This is a genomic window from Demequina flava (genome assembly GCF_000975035.1).
Taxonomy (GTDB): domain Bacteria; phylum Actinomycetota; class Actinomycetes; order Actinomycetales; family Demequinaceae; genus Demequina; species Demequina flava.
In genome coordinates this window covers 164174-182335 of record NZ_BBRA01000001.1, presented here as the reverse complement: position 1 = coordinate 182335, position 18162 = coordinate 164174, and the positions used below count along the sequence as shown (strand labels likewise).

The 18162-nt window shown below is 64.9% G+C and carries 18 protein-coding genes; 16 read left to right on the top strand and 2 right to left on the bottom strand.

What is annotated here, in order from left to right; all coding sequences use genetic code 11:
- The first annotated feature begins 31 nt into the window (after positions 1-31).
- Both AOP74_RS00845 and AOP74_RS00840 read left to right on the top strand, forming a co-directional pair.
- The gene (locus AOP74_RS00845) at positions 32-961 is read left to right on the top strand and encodes a tyrosine recombinase XerC (RefSeq protein WP_061960441.1); all 930 of its coding nucleotides are present in this window, start codon (positions 32-34) and stop codon (positions 959-961) included.
- A gap of 11 nt (positions 962-972) precedes the next feature.
- Positions 973-1803, top strand: a complete 831-nt coding sequence (locus AOP74_RS00840) for a FliA/WhiG family RNA polymerase sigma factor (protein ID WP_061960440.1) — start codon at positions 973-975, stop codon at positions 1801-1803.
- Between the two features lie 48 nt (positions 1804-1851).
- Here AOP74_RS00840 and AOP74_RS00835 read toward each other — a convergent pair whose 3' ends face one another.
- Positions 1852-2403, bottom strand: a complete 552-nt coding sequence (locus AOP74_RS00835) for a M23 family metallopeptidase (protein ID WP_061960439.1) — start codon at positions 2401-2403, stop codon at positions 1852-1854.
- Positions 2404-2832: 429 nt separating this feature from the next.
- Here AOP74_RS00835 and rpsB point away from each other — a divergent pair, with 429 nt between their 5' ends.
- The 12 genes from rpsB to AOP74_RS00775 all read left to right on the top strand — a co-directional run bounded on the left by rpsB (position 2833) and on the right by AOP74_RS00775 (position 15516).
- A complete protein-coding gene (rpsB, locus tag AOP74_RS00830) occupies positions 2833-3837 on the top strand; it encodes a 30S ribosomal protein S2 (protein WP_061960438.1) in 1005 nt (334 codons plus the stop codon).
- A gap of 11 nt (positions 3838-3848) precedes the next feature.
- Entirely contained in the window at positions 3849-4688 is an 840-nt protein-coding gene (gene tsf, locus AOP74_RS00825) for a translation elongation factor Ts (protein ID WP_061960437.1), read from the top strand.
- A gap of 53 nt (positions 4689-4741) precedes the next feature.
- A complete protein-coding gene (gene pyrH, locus AOP74_RS00820) occupies positions 4742-5491 on the top strand; it encodes a UMP kinase (RefSeq protein ID WP_236683689.1) in 750 nt (249 codons plus the stop codon).
- 31 nt (positions 5492-5522) lie between these two features.
- Positions 5523-6080, top strand: a complete 558-nt coding sequence (frr, locus tag AOP74_RS00815; protein WP_061960436.1) for a ribosome recycling factor — start codon at positions 5523-5525, stop codon at positions 6078-6080.
- Between the two features lie 241 nt (positions 6081-6321).
- The gene (locus AOP74_RS00810; protein ID WP_160297426.1) at positions 6322-7284 is read left to right on the top strand and encodes a phosphatidate cytidylyltransferase; all 963 of its coding nucleotides are present in this window, start codon (positions 6322-6324) and stop codon (positions 7282-7284) included.
- On the top strand, positions 7284-8396 hold the full coding sequence (rlmN, locus tag AOP74_RS00805) for a dual-specificity RNA methyltransferase RlmN (RefSeq protein ID WP_061960434.1): 1113 nt from the start codon (positions 7284-7286) through the stop codon (positions 8394-8396). Before AOP74_RS00810 ends, rlmN begins: the two co-directional genes overlap by 1 nt.
- Positions 8397-8411: 15 nt before the next feature.
- Entirely contained in the window at positions 8412-8957 is a 546-nt protein-coding gene (locus AOP74_RS00800) for a DivIVA domain-containing protein (protein ID WP_061961854.1), read from the top strand.
- Positions 8954-10105: a 1-deoxy-D-xylulose-5-phosphate reductoisomerase gene (gene dxr / locus AOP74_RS00795; protein ID WP_061960433.1), complete on the top strand. Its 1152-nt coding sequence runs from the start codon at positions 8954-8956 to the stop codon at positions 10103-10105. Before AOP74_RS00800 ends, dxr begins: the two co-directional genes overlap by 4 nt.
- Positions 10106-10142: 37 nt before the next feature.
- Positions 10143-11453, top strand: a complete 1311-nt coding sequence (locus AOP74_RS00790; protein ID WP_061960432.1) for a M50 family metallopeptidase — start codon at positions 10143-10145, stop codon at positions 11451-11453.
- 58 nt (positions 11454-11511) lie between these two features.
- Positions 11512-12645, top strand: a complete 1134-nt coding sequence (ispG, locus tag AOP74_RS00785) for a flavodoxin-dependent (E)-4-hydroxy-3-methylbut-2-enyl-diphosphate synthase (protein WP_061960431.1) — start codon at positions 11512-11514, stop codon at positions 12643-12645.
- Positions 12642-13565, top strand: a complete 924-nt coding sequence (locus tag AOP74_RS00780) for a GNAT family N-acetyltransferase (RefSeq protein ID WP_061960430.1) — start codon at positions 12642-12644, stop codon at positions 13563-13565. The genes ispG and AOP74_RS00780 overlap by 4 nt, the downstream gene beginning before the upstream one ends.
- A 157-nt stretch (positions 13566-13722) precedes the next feature.
- Positions 13723-15516 carry a proline--tRNA ligase gene (locus AOP74_RS00775; RefSeq protein WP_061961853.1) on the top strand — a complete coding sequence of 598 codons (1794 nt, stop codon included), beginning with the start codon at positions 13723-13725 and terminating at the stop codon, positions 15514-15516.
- 6 nt (positions 15517-15522) lie between these two features.
- On the opposite strand, the gene AOP74_RS00770 is transcribed toward AOP74_RS00775, so the two are convergent.
- Positions 15523-16509: a hypothetical protein gene (locus AOP74_RS00770; RefSeq protein ID WP_152649105.1), complete on the bottom strand. Its 987-nt coding sequence runs from the start codon at positions 16507-16509 to the stop codon at positions 15523-15525.
- 92 nt (positions 16510-16601) lie between these two features.
- Here AOP74_RS00770 and rimP point away from each other — a divergent pair, with 92 nt between their 5' ends.
- Together rimP and nusA are read left to right on the top strand one after the other, a co-directional pair.
- Positions 16602-17063 carry a ribosome maturation factor RimP gene (gene rimP, locus AOP74_RS00765; protein WP_061960428.1) on the top strand — a complete coding sequence of 154 codons (462 nt, stop codon included), beginning with the start codon at positions 16602-16604 and terminating at the stop codon, positions 17061-17063.
- 48 nt (positions 17064-17111) lie between these two features.
- Entirely contained in the window at positions 17112-18116 is a 1005-nt protein-coding gene (gene nusA / locus AOP74_RS00760; RefSeq protein ID WP_061960427.1) for a transcription termination factor NusA, read from the top strand.
- Positions 18117-18162 lie beyond the last annotated feature (46 nt).

Here is an 18162-nt window from a genome sequence, read left to right as displayed (position 1 = left end):
TTGACAGGTGTGACGGTGCCACGATGTCGTCATGCCTGGCACGGACGCAATCGCCGCGAGTGATCTTCTCGCGCGCTTTGAGCGGTACCTGCTGCACCAGCGCGGGCTCTCGGCCAACACCGTGCGCGCTTACCTGGGCGACCTCAGTCACCTCGCGCACTTCTGCGCCGGCGATGACGAGGGGATTGACTCCGTCCTGTGTCGCATCGAGCTAGCGGACCTCCGGTCGTGGCTCGCCGCGATGTCCCAGGAGGGTTTGTCCCGTACAACACTCGCTCGTCGCGGTGCCGCCGCACGCACGTTCTATGCGTGGGCCGAGACCACCCAGGTGGTCGCCGCAAGCCCCGCGGCGCGATTGGCGTCTGCTCGTCCCGCATCCGTGATGCCGGACGTGGTGTCTGGGGCGGACATCGAGCGCCTTCTCGATGTGGCCCGCACCCGGTGCGATGACAACGACCCCCTGCACGTGAGGGACTGGGCAGCCGCTGAACTTCTGTACGCGACGGGCATGCGCGTGGGTGAACTTGTCAGTGCCAACGTCGACTCCGTCGACCTGGACAGCCGCATGATCCGCGTGATCGGCAAGGGGAACAAAGAGCGCGTCGTCCCCTTCGGAGTTCCCGCGGCACGCGCCCTTCAAACCTGGATCGACCAGGCTCGCCCCAAGCTCGTCACGCCCCACACAGACGGCGCGCTCATGCTGGGGCGGCGCGGCAAGCGGGCAGACCAGCGCCAACTTCGCGACGTGATTCACACGCTGTGTGCCGCGGCGGGCATCCCTGATGTTGCTCCGCACGCGCTACGCCACTCCGTTGCGACCCACCTTTTGACCGAGGGGTCTGACTTGCGCTCGGTGCAAGAAGTGTTGGGGCACGCGAGCCTCAACACGACGCAGCGCTACACCCACGTATCCGCTGAGCGGCTTCGCGCCGCCTATCAACTTGCGCATCCGCGCGCCTGAGGGAAATGACGATGACTGAGCTGAGGGAGACCGCTGTGGCACACCGCCAGATGACCGAAGGGCGCACACCGTTGCGCGCTGACGCGCCCGACCTGACCGATGCGTGGGCTGCGCTGGCTAGCGGCAACGAGCTAGCGGCCAAGGAGGCGCGCGATGCGATCATCACGCACTATTCACCGCTGGTGTCCCAGGTGGCGTCGCGCATGATCGGCCGCCTGCCCGAGACCGTCGAGCTCGCAGACTTGGTCTCCTACGGGTTCTTTGGCCTCATCGACGCTGTTGAGAAGTTCGACATCGAGCGCGGCTTCAAGTTTGAGACGTACGCCTCTCAGCGCATTCGCGGTGCAATCATCGACGAGATCCGCGCCTCCGACTGGGTTCCGCGTTCCGTGCGCTCGAAGGCGCGCACGGTCGAGCACGCCACGCGCGCGCTCGAGCAGTCGCTGATGCGTCCCGTGACGGACGAGGACGTGGCGGACCACCTGGGGTGGGCAACCGGCGAGGTGCGTACCGTGCGCGCTCAGGTCGCGTTGTCGCACGTCAGCGCGCTGGACGCGATGGTGGCCGGTGGTGAACACGATGTGCTCGACGCCGCCCAGGATCTCGCCATGCCAGAGGCCTCTAGCCCGGTCGAAGCTCGCGAAACGCGCGCCTTGCTGGCCACCGCGATCCAGGGTGTGCGCGACCGTGAGCAAGAGGTTCTGCGGTACTACTACTTCGACAACCTGACTTTGGCGCAGATCGGCCAGATCCTCGGCGTCACGGAGTCCCGGGTGTCGCAGATCCACTCGGGAGCAGTGAAGAAGCTTCGCGAGTCGCTCCTGCGTACCGGAGCGTTCTAACCCGTTTGAAGGCTCCGGCGTAAGTGGTCCGTCGCCCTGTGCTGCGGACTACGGGTCCACCTCGAGCAATCGCACCGGACCAAATCCCGCGAGCAGATCGAGCGGATTGACGTAGGCGTCGCCCCGGCGAACGCCCCAATGAACGCATGAAGTCTCCGCGCAATGGTGGGGATCTGTCGCGAGCGTGGCAACATCCTCGCCCACAAGCACCGTGTCGCCCACTGCCACAGTCGCCGTCACCGGTTCGAATGATGATCGCAGTCCGTTGTCATGGGTGATCGTCATGACAGGCCGGTCCACGACCACCCCCACGAAGGACACGACTCCACCGCGGGGCGCCAGAATGCCGCCACCGGGCTCGAGAGCAACATCAACTCCCCGATGGCCCGGATGCCATGGCTGCGCCGGGATCCTCGCGTGCTCAATCACTGTCAACGGCGCGACCGGCGACTGGAACACCGGTTGCTCGACCGCTCGGCTGCTGTGGATCGGCGCGATTCCCACCGCGCCGAAGTCCCGTTCCCACTGGACCACCACAGCGGGGGAGTCCGGCGTCAAAGTGCCCCGAGCATCGGCCGATGCTGTGGTGGTCCAAGCCACCACGCAAACCACGGCGAGGGTGCAAAGCCAGAAGCGAGGACGATTCGTGAGACGCGTAACCATGTAGTCAGGTTGGACCGATTCGTCGCTCCCGGCGTGTGGTCAGTCGCAACGTGTGGATAGCCCGGGTAACTCGGCGCGCGGGGGACGATGCGCGAACGCGGGAAGCGGGCGCGCGACGGAGGCTTCATCGGTTATGATTGAGCCTGCATCCGGCATGCCCGGATGACATCGCGCGCCTTTCGCGCTTCCTACGCGATCTCGATCGCCAGGGAAGTGCGCCGGAAGCGGCAAGGTCCGAGTTCGCTCGGTGCCGTCCACGCGTAGGCGCTAGGGATGAGTCTCACTCGAGGCTCATCGGTAACCGAAACGCGGGCACAAAGCCCGCCTAAGCAAGGCACACCTTGTGGTGTGCGGATAAGGACAGCCATGGCCGTCGTGACCATGCGCCAGCTGCTCGACTCGGGAGTCCACTTCGGACACCAGACCAGCCGCTGGAACCCCAAGATGAAGCGCTTCATTTTCACCGAGCGCAACGGCATCTACATCATTGACCTGCAGCAGTCGCTCGCCAAGATCGACGCCGCGTACACCTTCGTGCGCGACACCGTCGCTCACGGTGGCAGCGTGCTCTTCGTGGGTACCAAGCGCCAGGCGCAGGAGCCCATTGCTCAGGAAGCCGCTCGTGTGGGCATGCCCTACGTGAACGAGCGCTGGTTGGGTGGAATGCTCACCAACTTCCAGACCGTCTCCAAGCGCATCTCGCGCCTCAAGGAGCTCGAAGAGATCGACTTCGACGACGTCGCCGGTTCGGGACGCACCAAGAAGGAACTCCTCGGCATGCGCCGCGAGAAGGAGAAGCTGGACAAGGTCCTCGGCGGAATCCGCGACATGGGCAAGGTTCCCTCCGTCGTGTGGATCGTCGACACCAACAAGGAGCACCTCGCCGTTGACGAGGCTCGCAAGCTTGGCGTTCCCGTCGTTGGCATCCTTGACTCGAACTGTGACCCCGACGAGGTCGCTTACGGCATCCCCGGTAACGACGACGCCATCCGCGCCGTCTCGCTGCTGACCCGCGTGATCGCGGACGCTTGCGCCGAGGGCCTGCGCATCCGCCACACCCCCAAGGGTGACGAGGCTGAGGCCGAGGGCGAGACCGAGCCCCTCGCCGAGTGGGAGGCTGAACTCCTCGAGGGCAAGAAGGACGACGCCAAGGCTGACAAGGCCGACGACGCCAAGGCTGAAGAGCCCAAGAAGGCTGAGGAGCCCAAGAAGGACGAGGCGAAGGCTGACGACGCCAAGGCCGACGAGGCTAAGGCTGAAGAGGCTCCCGCCAAGAAGGCTGCCCCCAAGAAGCCAGCCGCCAAGAAGGCTGCTGCCAAGACTGACGACGCTGAGGCCGCTCCGGCTGAGGCTGCCACCGACGACAAGTAAGGAACGCTTTCATGGCGAACTACACCGTTGCCGACATCCAGGCACTGCGTGAGCGCACTGGCGCTGGAATGCTGGACGTCAAGAAGGCTCTCGACGAGGCTGACGGCGACCTGGACAAGGCCGTTGACATCCTCCGTGTGAAGGGCCTCAAGGGCGTCACCAAGCGTGAGGGCCGTGCCGCTTCCGAGGGCCTGGTCATCGCTTCCATCCAGGACGCCGATGGCGGCCAGGTGGGAACCCTCATCGAGCTCAACTCCGAGACCGACTTCGTGGCCAAGAACGACAAGTTCGTGGCTCTCGCTCAGCAGGTGCTCGCTGCCGCTGAGGCCGCTGGTGCGGACTCGGCCGAGGCTGCACTTGCTGCCGACATCGATGGCAAGACCATTCAGGCCTTCATCGACGAGAACGCCGGAATCCTGGGCGAGAAGGTCGTGCTTCGTCGCGTCGCTCGCGTCGAGGCCCCGGTTGTCACCGAGTACCTCCACCGCACCAACAAGGACCTGCCTGCTCAGGTAGGTGTCCTCGTGGGTTCGGACGCCAAGGCTGGTGAGGTCGCTCGCGACATCGCCATGCACATCGCTGCCTACTCGCCGACCTATCTCGTGCGCGATGACGTCCCCGCTGACGTCGTCGAGAACGAGCGTCGTGTGGCCGAGGAGACCGCGAAGGGCGAGGGCAAGCCTGAGGGCGCCCTGCCGAAGATCGTGGAGGGCCGTCTGAACGGCTTCTTCAAGGAGAACACCCTGGTGGACCAGGCGTTCGCGAAGGACCCCAAGACCACGGTCGGCAAGGTCATCGAGAACTCCGGCGGCGAGGTAACTGCCTTCGCACGCTTCCGTGTGGGAGCCTAATTACCACCACCTTTCAGCATCAGTAACGCGCCGCTACGCCTAGGAGGAACTCCATGCCCGACGACAGTGACATGACGACGGGCACGGAGGATCCCACGGCGCAGCGGCGCGTTCTGCTGAAGCTCTCAGGCGAGACTTTCGGCGGTGGTGAAGTAGGACTCGATGCGGCTGTGATCAAGCGCATCGCGCAGGAAATCGCGGATGCCGTCCGTGATGGCGTGCAGGTTTGCATCGTCGTCGGTGGCGGCAACTTCTTCCGCGGGGCAGAACTGTCGCAAAGCGGCATGGAACGCGCCCGCGCCGACTATATGGGCATGCTGGGCACCGTGATGAATGCCCTCGCCCTCCAAGACTTCCTCGAGCAGGCTGGCGTCGACACTCGTGTCCAGACAGCCATCACCATGGGCCAGGTCGCGGAGGCTTACATCCCGCGCCGCGCCATGCGTCACCTCGAAAAAGGCCGCGTCGTCATCTTTGGCGCAGGAGCCGGCATGCCGTACTTCTCCACCGACACGGTGTCCGCACAGCGAGCCCTTGAGACGCGGTGCACCGAGGTGCTCATGGGCAAGAACGGTGTGGATGCGGTGTATTCGGCTGACCCTCGCACTAACCCCGACGCGGAGCGACTCGAGACGGTGACGTACCGCGAAGCTCTCGCTAAGAACCTCCAGGTGATGGACGCCGCTGCGTTCTCCCTGTGCATGGAAAACGAACTTCCCATGGTCGTGTTCGGACTCGAAGAGACCGGCAATGTGACCCGCGCCCTACTGGGTGAGAGAATCGGCACCCTGGTCACCGCGTAGCGCGGGACCGCCACACTTGAAGGAGACGCACGTGATTGACGAGATTCTGCTCGAGGCAGAGGACAACATGGACCGCGCCGTGGCGGTTGCCAAGGACAACTTCGCAGGTATTCGCTCGGGTCAGGCATCTGCCTCGATGTTCGCGAACATCAGCATCGACTACTACGGTGCCCCCACGCCGCTGCAGCAGCTGGCTTCCATCTCGGTGCCTGAGGCTCGCATGGTGCTGATCTCGCCCTACGACGCATCCGCGAAGAAGGACATCGAGACGGCGTTGCGGAATTCGGACTTGGGAGTCAACCCCTCCGACGACGGCACGGTGCTGCGCATCAACATGCCGCAGCTGACCGAGGAACGTCGCCGCGACTACGTCAAGCTTGCTAAGTCCAAGGCAGAAGACGCCCGCGTCACGATTCGCAACATGCGCCGCAAGTCCAAGGACCTGATCGACGGAGCCGTCAAGGACGGCGAAGTCGGCGAGGACGAGGGTTCGCGTGCGGAGAAGGAGCTGGACTCGCTGACCAAGAAGCACGTCGACGCCGTTGACGCGCTGCTGGCCGCCAAGGAGAGCGAGCTGCTGGAGGTCTGACCGACCTTTCGGTCCTCCGTGCATCACCATGAGTAGATTCCGCAGGCGACAGCAGCCTCCTGAGGAGACACCTGCGTCCAAACCTGTGGAGTTCACCCCGGAGAAACTCAAGGGCTCGGGTATGCCCTCCCTGCACGAGGACCCGCCGCCACCTGTAGACCCGGCTGCTTCGACGTCTCCGTTCGCGCCCGCGGACGCCACGGCAGTGCAGAGGACACACGAACCCGTCCTTCACGGCGCCATGCATCCGAACTCGGCGTCAGAGGTTCGCGAGGCCCAGCAGCGCGCACGTGCGGAAGCGGACGTTCCCGATGAGGGAGTCGACGGCGAAGACATCGACCCTCGTATTACGACGAGCGTCGAGACTCCCACCGAACAGGTGGCACCTGTCGCACGTCGCGGTGGACGAAACATGCCCGTGGCTGCTGCTGTGGGTATTTCGATTCTGGTCGCGACGCTCGCCTTGGCCTGGTGGAGCCCTTTGGCATTCACGATCGTGTTGACGGTCGTGTGCATCGGTGCCACGTACGAGTGGAAGCAGGCGCTCGCCACGCATTCGCGTGAGGTCGCGATCATCCCGATCATGCTGGCCTCAGCCGGCATGGGAGTGGCGACATGGACTGGCGGCCCGGAGGGCCTCGTCGTGGCCTTGCTGGTGGGGTGTGCCGGCGTTGTCGCGTGGCGCGTGGCGGATGAACGTGTTGAGAACACGATGGCCGACGCCATGGCGTCGATTCTCACCCTCATGTGGATCCCGTTCCTCGCCAGTTTCTTGATCTTGATGGAGACTGCGGACCACGGCTGGGCACGTGTATTGATCGTTGTTCTTGCTGTCGTCGGTAACGACACAGGGGGACTCTTTGCCGGAATGTTTGCTGGTAAACACAAGATGGCACCCCGCGTGAGCCCCAAGAAAACCTGGGAGGGTTTCGCGGGCGGCATGATCCTGGGAACGTTAGTGGCGAGCATCGCGGCCTGGTTCACGCTGGATGAACGCTGGTGGATTGGTGCAGCCGTGGGAGCTGCCTGTGCGGCGGCCGGCGTCTTGGGCGATCTTGCCGAAAGTGCACTGAAGCGTGATATCCAGGTGAAAGACATGAGCGGGCTGATCCCCGGACACGGTGGGATCATGGACCGACTGGACTCTATCGTCGTAGCCGCACCCGTGGGCTACGTCGTCTTCGCATTGTTTTTGGGAGCGTAATGACTGACCGACCCGTGCTGCAGATGGCAGCACCCAAGCGTGGCAAGCCGCCGCGCCATTTTGCCGACCTCACCCGCGAAGAGCGACAAGAGGCTGTGCGCGAACTCGGTGAGCCGGCGTTCCGCGCCAAGCAGTTGTCGCGGCACTATTACTCGCACCTGACCGACGACGCTTCGGACATGTCAGACCTGCCGGCAGCGTCTCGTGATGCGCTCGTTGAGTCGCTCTTCCCCAAGTTGCTGTCTCCCGTGACGTCGCTGAAGGCCGACGGGGGAGCGACCCGCAAGACGCTGTGGAGCCTCCACGATGGTGTCAAGGTCGAGTCTGTGCTGATGAAGTACCCCGAGCGCGCGACGCTGTGCGTCACTAGCCAGGCGGGCTGCGGAATGGCCTGCCCCTTCTGCGCGACCGGCCAGATGGGCCTGACTCGCAATCTGTCCGCGGCGGAGATTATCGAGCAGGTGCGCCTCGCCGCCAAGTCCGCGCGCGACGGCGAACTGGGCGGCGACCCGGTGCGCATGTCGAACGTGGTCTTCATGGGCATGGGTGAGCCGATGGCCAACTACAAGGCAGTCATGGGCACTGTGCGCGCATTGACTGCCCCGGAGCCTGAGGGCTTCGGGTTGTCTGCCCGTCACGTGACGGTGTCGACCGTCGGCCTGGTCCCGGCCATCGACAAGCTGTCGAAGGAGGGCATCCCCGTCACGCTGGCGGTCAGCCTCCACGCTCCCGACGATGAACTGCGCAACGAGATCGTGCCGATCAACACGCGCTGGTCCGTCGACGAGGTCCTCGACGCAGCACGCCGCTACTTCGACGCCACGGGACGCCGCGTGTCGATCGAGTACGCGCTGATCCGCGACATGAATGATCACGGCCACCGCGCTGACCTGCTGGGCGAGAAGCTCAACGCGCGCGGTGAGGGCTGGGTCCACGTGAACCCCATTCCGTTGAACCCGACGCCCGGCTCGATCTGGACCGCATCTGACCCTGCCGTGGAACAAGAATTCGTAAACCGCCTGCGTGCTCACGGGATTCCGACCACAATCCGCGATACTCGAGGTAGTGACATCGACGGCGCCTGCGGGCAGCTGGCTATCAAGGAGGCGTAAGCGGTGGCGAAGGGCATGTTTCCTAGGGTCAATGTCTTCAAACTCGGTTACGACCGCGAAGATGTTGAGGAGTTTTTCAACTTCGCGCGCGATGCGTACGAGGACATGGCCTCGGACAAGAAGTTGGAGCCCTTCGAGGTTCGCCGCGCATCGTTCGATCTCTCGCACGGTGGCTACGACCCCGCCGCGGTAGATGCAGCCCTGGACCGCCTCGAGGTGGCCTTCTCACTTCGTGGGCGCGAGACCTACGTGAAAGACCGCGGCCAGGATGCCTGGATGCGTGAACTCGCTGACCGCGCGCAGACGCTCTACCCGCGCTTGCGCCGGCCAGTCGGTGAGCGCTTCTCCCACCCGGGCGCGATGAGCCACGGGTACGCGGCCGACGAGGTCGATGCGATCTTGGATCGCCTCATCGAGTTCTTTGACAAGGGCACGCCCATCACCGCGGACGAGATCCGTGCGCTGACCTTTAAGCGCAAGCGCGGCGCACACGCATACCAAGAGCGCGTCGTGGACGCGTACTTGGCCCGCGCGATCGACATCCTCCTCGGCGCCTCGTGAGCGAAGCGACCCGCTCGGTCGCGCTCCTGGGCTCGACTGGTTCCATTGGCACGCAAGCGCTCGACGTTATTGCGCGCAACCCGGACCGCTTCACCGTCAGGGCGCTGGCCGCTGGCGGTTCCGACCCGGACCTCGTCATTGCTCAGGCACGTCAGTTCCGTCCGCAGTTTGTTGCAGTCGCACAGGCCGATGCTGCGGTGCAGATCGCAGGCGAGCTCCCCGGCGTAGAGGTTGCAGGTGGGGCCGATGCTGTGGTTGAGGCGGCGCGTCGCGGCGCGGATGTGGTACTCAACGGCATCACGGGTTCCGTGGGTTTGCGCCCTACCTTGGCGGCGCTGGAATCGGGTAGCACCTTGGCCTTGGCCAACAAGGAGTCGCTGGTCGCGGGCGGCGCGCTGGTCAAGCGCGCGATGCAACGGCCTGACCAGATTGTGCCCGTCGACTCGGAGCACTCCGCGCTCGCGCAGGCACTGCGAGGCGGTCGCGCCGACGAGGTGAAGCGCCTCGTTGTCACGGCTTCCGGGGGAGCATTCCGCGGGCGTTCACGCGAGGAACTCACGGATGTGACCGCCGCAGACGCCCTTAAGCACCCCACCTGGGACATGGGAGCGGTCGTCACGATCAACTCCGCGTCAATGGTGAACAAGGCGCTCGAGGTCATCGAAGCGCACCTGCTTTTCGACATCCCCATGGAGCGGATCGACGTCGTGGTGCACGCGCAGTCCATCGTGCACTCGATGGTTGAGTTCATTGATGGATCGACCCTGGCCCAGGTCTCGCCTCCTGATATGCGTCTCCCGATCGCGCTGGGTCTGAGCTGGCCCGAGCGCGTCGCGGATGCCTCTCCCGCGATGGACTGGACCCAGGCCCAAACCTGGACCTTCGCGCCGCTCGACGAAACCGCCTTCCCAGCTGTCGCACTCGCACGCCAAGCCGTCCAAGCATCGGCCCTCCACCCCGCTGTATTTAACGCGGCGAATGAAGAGTGCGTCGCCGCCTTCATTGATGGACGGCTGCCGTTCCTTGGGATCGTTGACACCCTCACGAGCGTTGTGGAGGCGTATGAAGCTCCTCAGGAATTGTCACTGGCCGCGGTCGACGAGGCTGAGCGATGGGCACGTGAGCGTGCCGTCGCAGCGATCGGCTGAACGCCGCGGACTGATTACTGAAACGTAGGGTAGGACTATGGCAACCGTCATCGGCGTCCTGGTGCTTGTCATCGGGTTGCTGGTCTCCATCGCGCTGCACGAGGTCGGGCACATGGTGCCGGCCAAGAAGTTCGGCGTGCGTGTGAGCCAGTACTTTGTGGGCTTTGGGCCGACCCTGTGGTCCAGGCACGGCAAGGAAACCGAATACGGGGTGAAGGCCATCCCCCTGGGTGGATACGTCAAGCTTGTTGGCATGATTCCGCCGGCAGAGCGGGTGAAGCCAGTCAAGGGCGATGGCTGGGCCGCGCGTCTGATCGCCGACTCGCGTGACGCTGCCGTCGAGGAGATTCACGAGGGCGAAGACGCCCGCGCTTTCTATCACCTGGCGTGGTGGAAGAAGGTCATCGTGATGGCCGGCGGGCCGCTCGTGAATCTGTTCCTGGCGATCATTGCGTTCACGTTTGTGCTGTCCGTCATTGGCGCTCCCACGTCGACGCTCAAGGTCGAGTCTGTGGTGCCATGTGTGCCTGCTGCCGGAGCGGTCGAGTGCTCTGCGGATGATCCCGAATCGCCCGCGGCGGCTGCAGGCCTGGAGGCGGGCGACGAGATTGTCGCTGTCGACGGACAGGACGTCACCACGTGGGAAGACGCAACCGCGATCATCGCGGCGTCCGCGGGGGAGACCATCGAGGTCGATGTGGACCGCGGCGGCGAGATTGTGCCGCTGAGCGTGACGCCGGAGCCGCGCGAACGCGTCGTGTACGACGAAGCCGGCCAGCCCGTTATCGACGACGCCGGCGATCCCGTGACCGAGACGGTCGGCTACATGGGCATGTACTCCGAGGTCGAGGTCCAGCAGCAGCCGCTCGCGGCAGGCGCAGAACTGACCTGGGACTACCTAGGGCAGACCATGAAGGTGATCTTCACGCTCCCTGAGCACCTGTATCACACGGCTCGCGCGGCCTTCGGGCTCGAAGAGCGCGACGCCTCGTCCGTCATCGGTGTCGTGGGCGTAGGCCAGGTCGCCGGTGAGATCGCTTCTGCTGAGGTTGACGGTTATGGGATGGAACAGCGCATCGGCGACATGCTGATGCTGCTGGGCGGCCTGAACCTGGCGCTCTTCGCGTTCAACATGATTCCGCTCGTGCCGCTCGACGGTGGGCACATTGCCTCCGCCTTGTGGCAGGGAATCAAGAACGGGTGGGCGCGTGTTCGAGGTATGAGTACCCCCGCACCTGTCGACGTGGCTCGCATGATGCCGCTTGCATATGGCATGTTCGGACTATTGCTCGTGATGGGCGTGATTTTGATCTATGCGGACATCGTCGCTCCTGTGACGGTGACGTGATGCACTGTGGTGAGACGTTGAAGGAGATAATGAACCCGTGACTGCTATCGGACTCGGAATGCCGGCCATGCCCGCCCCTACTCTTGCCCCGCGCCGTAAGACGCGCAAAATCAAGGTCGGTGATGTGTATGTCGGTGGCGACGCGCCCGTGAGCGTGCAGTCGATGACCACCACGAAGACTCACGACATCAACTCGACGCTCCAGCAGATCGCGGAGCTCACGGCTGCCGGTTGCGACATCGTGCGTGTTGCGTGTCCTACTCAGGATGACGCTGACGCGCTCCCCGCAGTTGCGAAGAAGTCGCAGATCCCCGTGATCGCCGACATCCACTTCCAGCCCAAGTACGTCTTCAAGGCGATCGAGGCTGGTTGCGCCGCCGTGCGCGTCAATCCTGGCAACATCCGCAAGTTTGACGACCAGGTCAAGGAGATCGCCCAGGCGGCCAAGGACCACGGAACGTCCTTGCGCATCGGCGTGAATGCCGGATCTCTTGACCCGCGGCTGCTTGAGAAGTACGGCAAGGCCACGCCCGAGGCACTCGTGGAGTCCGCAGTGTGGGAGGCGAGCCTGTTCGAAGAGCACGACTTCCACGACTTCAAGATTTCCGTCAAGCACAACGACCCTGTCGTGATGGTCAAGGCCTACGAACTGCTGTCGCAGCGCGGTGACTGGCCCCTGCACCTCGGAGTGACGGAGGCCGGCCCGGCGTTCCAGGGGACCATCAAGTCCGCGACGGCCTTCGGAGCACTGCTGAGCCAGGGCATCGGCGACACCATTCGCGTCTCGCTGTCCGCGCCGCCTGTCGAGGAAGTCAAGGTAGGCATTCAGATCCTGCAGTCGCTTAACCTCAAGGAGCGCAAGCTCGAGATCGTGTCGTGCCCCTCGTGTGGCCGCGCGCAGGTTGACGTCTACGAACTCGCGGAGAAGGTCACCGCCGGTCTTGAAGGCATGGAAGTTCCGTTGCGCGTCGCCGTCATGGGTTGCGTCGTGAACGGTCCCGGTGAAGCCCGTGAGGCAGACCTCGGCGTCGCATCCGGTAACGGCAAGGGCCAGATTTTCGTCAAGGGCGAGGTCATCAAGACCGTGCCAGAGTCGCAGATCGTGGAAACCCTCATCGAAGAGGCCATGCGCATCGCAGAGACGATGGAGACCGAAGAGGGCTCGTCGCCTGAGGTGGTTGCCACGTCATGACCGATTCGCTGCTCCGGCGCGCTCAGCATGTGCTGGCGCCGGCGCAGCGGCGTGACTTGGAGGAGATGGCCGCGCTGTGTGCGGCCGATCCCGTCACGAATGTGGTCCCCGCGATGCACGTGGAGGTCGCGCTCGCCTCGGGTGTGGTGCCCGCGGGTTTGTGGGCCGTGCGGCGCCGGTCCGGCTGGTCCCGCTCGCTCATTGGACTGGTGTGGGGCGGCGCAAACCTGACATACGTCTTGCCGTCGTCCGGGGACCTGAGTGAGGACGACGACGTTCGCGCAGACCTGGCCGCGGCGATCATTGGCCGGCTCACGCGCCCCGCGGCCATGGTTGGGCCTGCAGAAATCACCCTCGATCTGTGGGGCAGGGTTGAGCCGTGGTGGGCTCCGGCCCGCGAAGTGCGGCCGCATCAGGTGTCGATGTCGATTACAGGGCCCGCCCGCACCGTGGGAGCGCTCGATGTCGCAGACCTCAACCTCGAAGCGGTGCGCCCTGCCCGGGAGATCGACTATGAACGCCTCCTGCCCGCGTGTGTTCACATGTTCATCGGTGAGGTTGGCTATGACCCCATGCGGCACGGCCGCGCCGCCTACGAGGATCGGCTGCACTACCTGATCCGTGCCGGACGGGCTTACGTCCAGTTTGGTGACATCGAGGGGCGCCGGGAAGTCGTCTTCAAGGCAGAAGTTGGGGCCCTTGGCGGGGGAGTTGCGCAGCTTCAGGGTGTGTGGGTGCACCCGTCGTTGCGCGGACGGGGTCTCGCGCGGGCTGGGCTTGGAGCCGTCATCGACGGCGTAAGAGCGCACCACGCGCCGACAGTCTCGCTGTACGTCAACGACTTCAACGAGCCCGCCGTCGCCGCGTACGACGCAGTGGGCTTCGACCGGCATGGAGCCTTCGCGACGATCATGTTCTGACGCGTCAGCAACGGACAGTTATCACGCTCGCTGACGTTCTCCCCTGGCCGTACATACTCGGCGGGCTTTTGGCATTCGCCACCTCCAGGCCGTACTTCTGCGTTGGTTCTGAACCGCAGCATCGGCCGCCCGCACTAGGCTTGGCCCCATGCTTCGCATGTCCACACTCTTTCTGCGCACCCTCCGTGAGGACCCGGCCGATGCCGAGGTCGCCTCGCACAAACTTCTCCTCCGGGCGGGTTACATCCGTCGCGCGGCGCCGGGTATCTACTCGTGGCTGCCGCTAGGTCTCAAGGTGCTCGCCAAGGTCGAGGCCGTGGTGCGCGAAGAGATGGAGCGTGCAGGAAGCCAGGAGGTGCACTTCCCGGCGCTTCTGCCGCGCGAGCCCTACGAAGCCACGGGCCGCTGGGAAGAGTACGGTCCCAACCTGTTCCGCCTGCACGATCGCAAGGGCTCCGACATGCTGTTGGCGCCCACGCATGAGGAGATGTTTACCCTCCTCGTGAAGGACCTGTACTCGTCGTACAAGGACTTGCCGCTGTCGCTGTTCCAGATCCAGACCAAGTACCGCGACGAGGCGCGCCCTCGCGCGGGACTCCTGCGCGGACGCGAGTTCATCATGAAGGACGCGTACTCGTTCGACATCGACGACGAGGGTCTCGAGGCATCGTATGAGGCCCAGCGCGCGGCCTACATCCGCGTGTTCGACCGACTCGGTCTGGAATACGTCATCGTGGCCGCAACATCGGGCGCAATGGGCGGTTCGCGTTCCGAGGAGTTCCTCGCTCCCACCGAGATTGGCGAGGACACCTACGTCCGCTCGCCCGGTGGATACGCCGCGAACGTCGAGGCCGTGACCACCCCCGTACCCGACGCGATCGACTGGGCAGACGCCCCTGCCGCGCACGTCGAGAACACCCCCGACACCCCCACGATCGACACCCTCGTGGCCGTCGCCAATGCTGAGCACCCGCGCCCTGACCGGGAGTGGACCGCGGCGGACACCTTGAAGAATGTTGTCCTCGCCGTGACGACCCCGGCGGGGGAGCGTTCGCTCCTCGTGGTCGGTGTCCCCGGCGACCGTGACGCTGACATGGCGCGCGTGGAGGCTGCACTGGCCCCCAACGACGTCGAGGCTGCGACGGAGGCCGACTTCGCCAAGCACCCCGAACTCGTCAAGGGCTACATCGGCCCCGGAGTTCTGGGCCCACAGCACCGAGCGGACGGCGTGGAGCGCGGTGACGAGAACGACACGGCGATTCCGTATCTTCTTGACCCCCGCATCGTCCCCGGCACCCGGTGGATCACCGGAGCTGACGAGGCCGGCAAGCACGTCTTCGAACTCACCGCTGGCCGCGACTTCGTTGGCGACGGGACCATCGAGGCTGCGTCGGTCCGTGCAGGCGACCCGGCCCCGGACGGCTCGGGCCCGCTCGAGCTCGCGCGCGGCGTTGAGATCGGCCACATCTTCCAGCTCGGACGCAAATACGCCGAGGCGCTCGACCTCAAGGTGCTCGACGTCAACGGCAAGCAGCAGGTCGTCACGATGGGCTCGTACGGCATCGGCGTCACCCGTGTGATGGCGCTCCTGGCAGAGCTCCACAACGACGAACTGGGTCTCAAGTGGCCCGCGCACGTCGCACCGTTCCACGTTCACGTGATGGCAACGGGCAAGGACCCTCAGATCTTCGAGGCTGCGGAAGAGCTGGCATCGGGACTGGAGTCGCAGGGTGCAGAGGTGCTCTACGACGACCGTCCCAAGGTGTCTCCGGGCGTGAAGTTCAAGGACGCAGAGCTGATCGGCGCGCCGTTCATTCTGGTCGCCGGACGCGGACTTGCAGACGGTGTCGTTGAACTCAAGACCCGGGCCACGGGGGAGTCAGAGAACCTTCCGGTGGCCGATGCTGTGGCCGAGGTGGCGCGCCGCGTCGCCTCAGCTGTTCAGGGCTAGTCCGGTTTAGGGGCTCGCGACGCCTGGCAGGGCTGGCACGGCCAGTACCTCCACCGTCGCGTCGCCATACGCGCCTGCTTGCGCGTAGGCGTCAAAGGCTCCGCTGAGGAGCCATGGCAGGTCGGACACATCGGCGCCGGCCGCCAGTGTCGCGTAGGTCTCGCCGATTGCCAGTTCCTCCGTCTGGGCCGCCTGCGTGCGGGCGGCGGCGTCCGGCAATTCACGGGTCGCGGTGACGTATGTCGCTTTACGGAGGTCGTCGACGCCTGGTAGTGCAATGAGGGCGGCGGCGCGGTCTCGTTGAATGTCGCGCCGGGCGAGCCACTGCTCGCGCTCGGTGTCCGCAGACCGCGCCGCGAGGACCTCGTAGAGGTATCCCGCCTGGTCGTGAGCCAGCGCAAGGTCTGTGACGGTTGCAGCGTCCAAAGCGGGCGCGGTCGGCACAAGCGTTTCCCCTTCGAGAGTCTCGGACTCAAGCAAACGTTCCGCGGATACCGGCTGGTCGACCGCCGCGACTACGTCCGTCACCCAGGTGGCATACCAACGGCTCAAAGCGTGGGACAGTCCGGCCGATGCTGTGATGACAGCGAGGTTGTCGTCCTCAGTCGTCAGTGCGTCACCAAAGTGGCCTTCTTGGGCGGCAAGGACGGCGTCGGGGACTGTGGTGGCGTTAGCCGATACGGACGGCGTGGGGGACGCGGAAGCGTCGGGGTAGGGGACGTAGACCCCACCCAGGGCTTCGAGCCTCGTTGGCGCGTCGTTGACCTCGAGGTCCGCGAGGACGGATGCCTCCTGACTCGCGGAACTGTCCTGCGCGTCGATCGCCTCGATGACGTCCTGTTCGCGCTGGGCGGCGGCATCACGCATGAGGGTTTCTGCGTCTGGGGTGGGCCAGTCCGGCTCGGGCGTTTCGAGTCGCCATGAGCATCCCGCAAGCATGGCGATGGCGGCGACAGCGGCGACAGAGCGCATCGCGAAAACGGACCGAGTCATGGCGGCCATGATTCCACGTGTCACCGGTAGAATGGCGCAGACGAACTTCAGCAACGGAAGCGTGCACCCGCACGCGAGGAGGCGAATGGCCCATGGACCTAGACAGCCGAATTGCCGACCTCGCGGGCCCAGCCGCCCAGCAGGCCGGTCTGGAGCTCGATGGAGTGCACGTGTCTCCCGCTGGCAAGCGCACCAAGGTGCTTGTCACGGTTGACCTTCCAGAAGACCGCACCGGTAGCGCAGAACTCGACGCAGTCGCGGACGCATCTCGCGCTATTGGTGCTGCGCTCGACGAGGCGAACGTGCCTTCCACGCCGTACGTGTTGGAGGTGTCGACGCCAGGCACGGACCGGCCGCTCACCGAGCGTCGCCACTTCATGCGAGCGCGCACGCGTCTCGTGGAACTCGTGACCGGGGGAGAGACCATCAAGGGTCGCCTTCGTGAGGTGACGGGAGACAGGCTCGAACTGGACACTGATTCCGGTGCGCGTGAGGTGGCTTTGGCCGACGTGGAAAGCGCCCACATCGTTGTTGAACTGAAGCGTCTCGACTAACGATCGCAATTGACGCGTGGGGTTTCCCTCACGCCAGCAGGAGGACTGATGGACATTGATATGGCGGCCCTGAAGGGCCTGGAGCGGGAACGTGAGATTTCGCTCAACGTCCTGATCGACGCGATCGAGCAGGCGCTGGTGTCGGCGTACCACAAGACGCCGGGCGCTTACCGGGAGGCGCGTGCGCACGTGGACCGCACCAGCGGTCGCGTGACGATCTTCGCGCGTGAGGAGGTTGACCTCGAAGCAGGGGTCGATGCTCGTGACATGCCCGAGTTCGACGACACCCCCAAGGACTTTGGCCGCATCGCCACGATGACCGCACGCCAGGTCATCGTTCAGCGACTGCGCCAGGCGGGTGACGACCAGGTGCTGGGCACTTACGCCGAACGTGCCGGGACCCTGGTGTCCGGTGTCATTCAGCAGGCGGCTGACCCTCGCAACGTTCACGTCGACATTGGTGATGTGGAAGCCGTACTGCCGCAGCACGAGCAGGTGCCGACGGAGACCTACACTCACGGCGAACGCCTCCGCGGATATGTGCTCGAGGTGACTCGCGGCAACAAGGGCCCGTCGATCACGCTGTCGCGCACGCACCCCAACCTTGTGCGCCGACTCTTTGAACTCGAGGTGCCTGAGATCGCTGACGGCACGGTCGAAATCATGTCGCTCGCCCGGGAAGCTGGTCACCGCACCAAGATGGCCGTCCGCGCCACGGTGCCGGGTGTGAACCCTAAGGGCGCCTGCATTGGCCCCATGGGATCGCGCGTGCGCGCCGTCATGAGCGAACTGCACGGCGAAAAGATCGACATCGTGGACTGGGATGACGACCCCGCGCAGTTTGTTGGCAACGCACTGTCGCCTTCCCGCGTGGTCTCGGTCACGGTGGTGGATGAGGAAGAACGCGCCGCCCGCGTGGTCGTTCCCGACTTCCACTTGTCGCTGGCCATTGGCAAGGAAGGGCAGAACGCCCGCCTGGCCGCTCGTCTCACGGGCTGGCGCATCGATATCCGTTCCGATGAGGACCCGGAATCGCCCGTCGCACGCCGCTGACAACACGCCGCGGTTCGGGCTCAAGCCGCGAACCGCTAGACTAGAG

Bases quoted from the DNA above. Each gene is read 5' to 3' on its own strand.
- pyrH (WP_236683689.1), top strand. From the start codon at position 4,742: ATGCCCGACGACAGTGACATGACGACGGGCACGGAGGATCCCACGGCG.
- AOP74_RS00775 (WP_061961853.1), top strand. From the start codon at position 13,723: ATGTCCACACTCTTTCTGCGCACCCTCCGTGAGGACCCGGCCGATGCC.
- AOP74_RS00800 (WP_061961854.1), top strand. From the start codon at position 8,412: ATGTTTCCTAGGGTCAATGTCTTCAAACTCGGTTACGACCGCGAAGAT.
- rimP (WP_061960428.1), top strand. From the start codon at position 16,602: ATGGACCTAGACAGCCGAATTGCCGACCTCGCGGGCCCAGCCGCCCAG.
- AOP74_RS00840 (WP_061960440.1), top strand. From the start codon at position 973: ATGACTGAGCTGAGGGAGACCGCTGTGGCACACCGCCAGATGACCGAA.
- rpsB (WP_061960438.1), top strand. From the start codon at position 2,833: ATGGCCGTCGTGACCATGCGCCAGCTGCTCGACTCGGGAGTCCACTTC.
- AOP74_RS00770 (WP_152649105.1), bottom strand. From the start codon at position 16,509: ATGACTCGGTCCGTTTTCGCGATGCGCTCTGTCGCCGCTGTCGCCGCC.
- tsf (WP_061960437.1), top strand. From the start codon at position 3,849: ATGGCGAACTACACCGTTGCCGACATCCAGGCACTGCGTGAGCGCACT.
- rlmN (WP_061960434.1), top strand. From the start codon at position 7,284: ATGACTGACCGACCCGTGCTGCAGATGGCAGCACCCAAGCGTGGCAAG.
- AOP74_RS00845 (WP_061960441.1), top strand. From the start codon at position 32: ATGCCTGGCACGGACGCAATCGCCGCGAGTGATCTTCTCGCGCGCTTT.
- AOP74_RS00810 (WP_160297426.1), top strand. From the start codon at position 6,322: ATGCATCCGAACTCGGCGTCAGAGGTTCGCGAGGCCCAGCAGCGCGCA.
- AOP74_RS00790 (WP_061960432.1), top strand. From the start codon at position 10,143: ATGGCAACCGTCATCGGCGTCCTGGTGCTTGTCATCGGGTTGCTGGTC.
- ispG (WP_061960431.1), top strand. From the start codon at position 11,512: ATGCCGGCCATGCCCGCCCCTACTCTTGCCCCGCGCCGTAAGACGCGC.
- nusA (WP_061960427.1), top strand. From the start codon at position 17,112: ATGGACATTGATATGGCGGCCCTGAAGGGCCTGGAGCGGGAACGTGAG.
- AOP74_RS00780 (WP_061960430.1), top strand. From the start codon at position 12,642: ATGACCGATTCGCTGCTCCGGCGCGCTCAGCATGTGCTGGCGCCGGCG.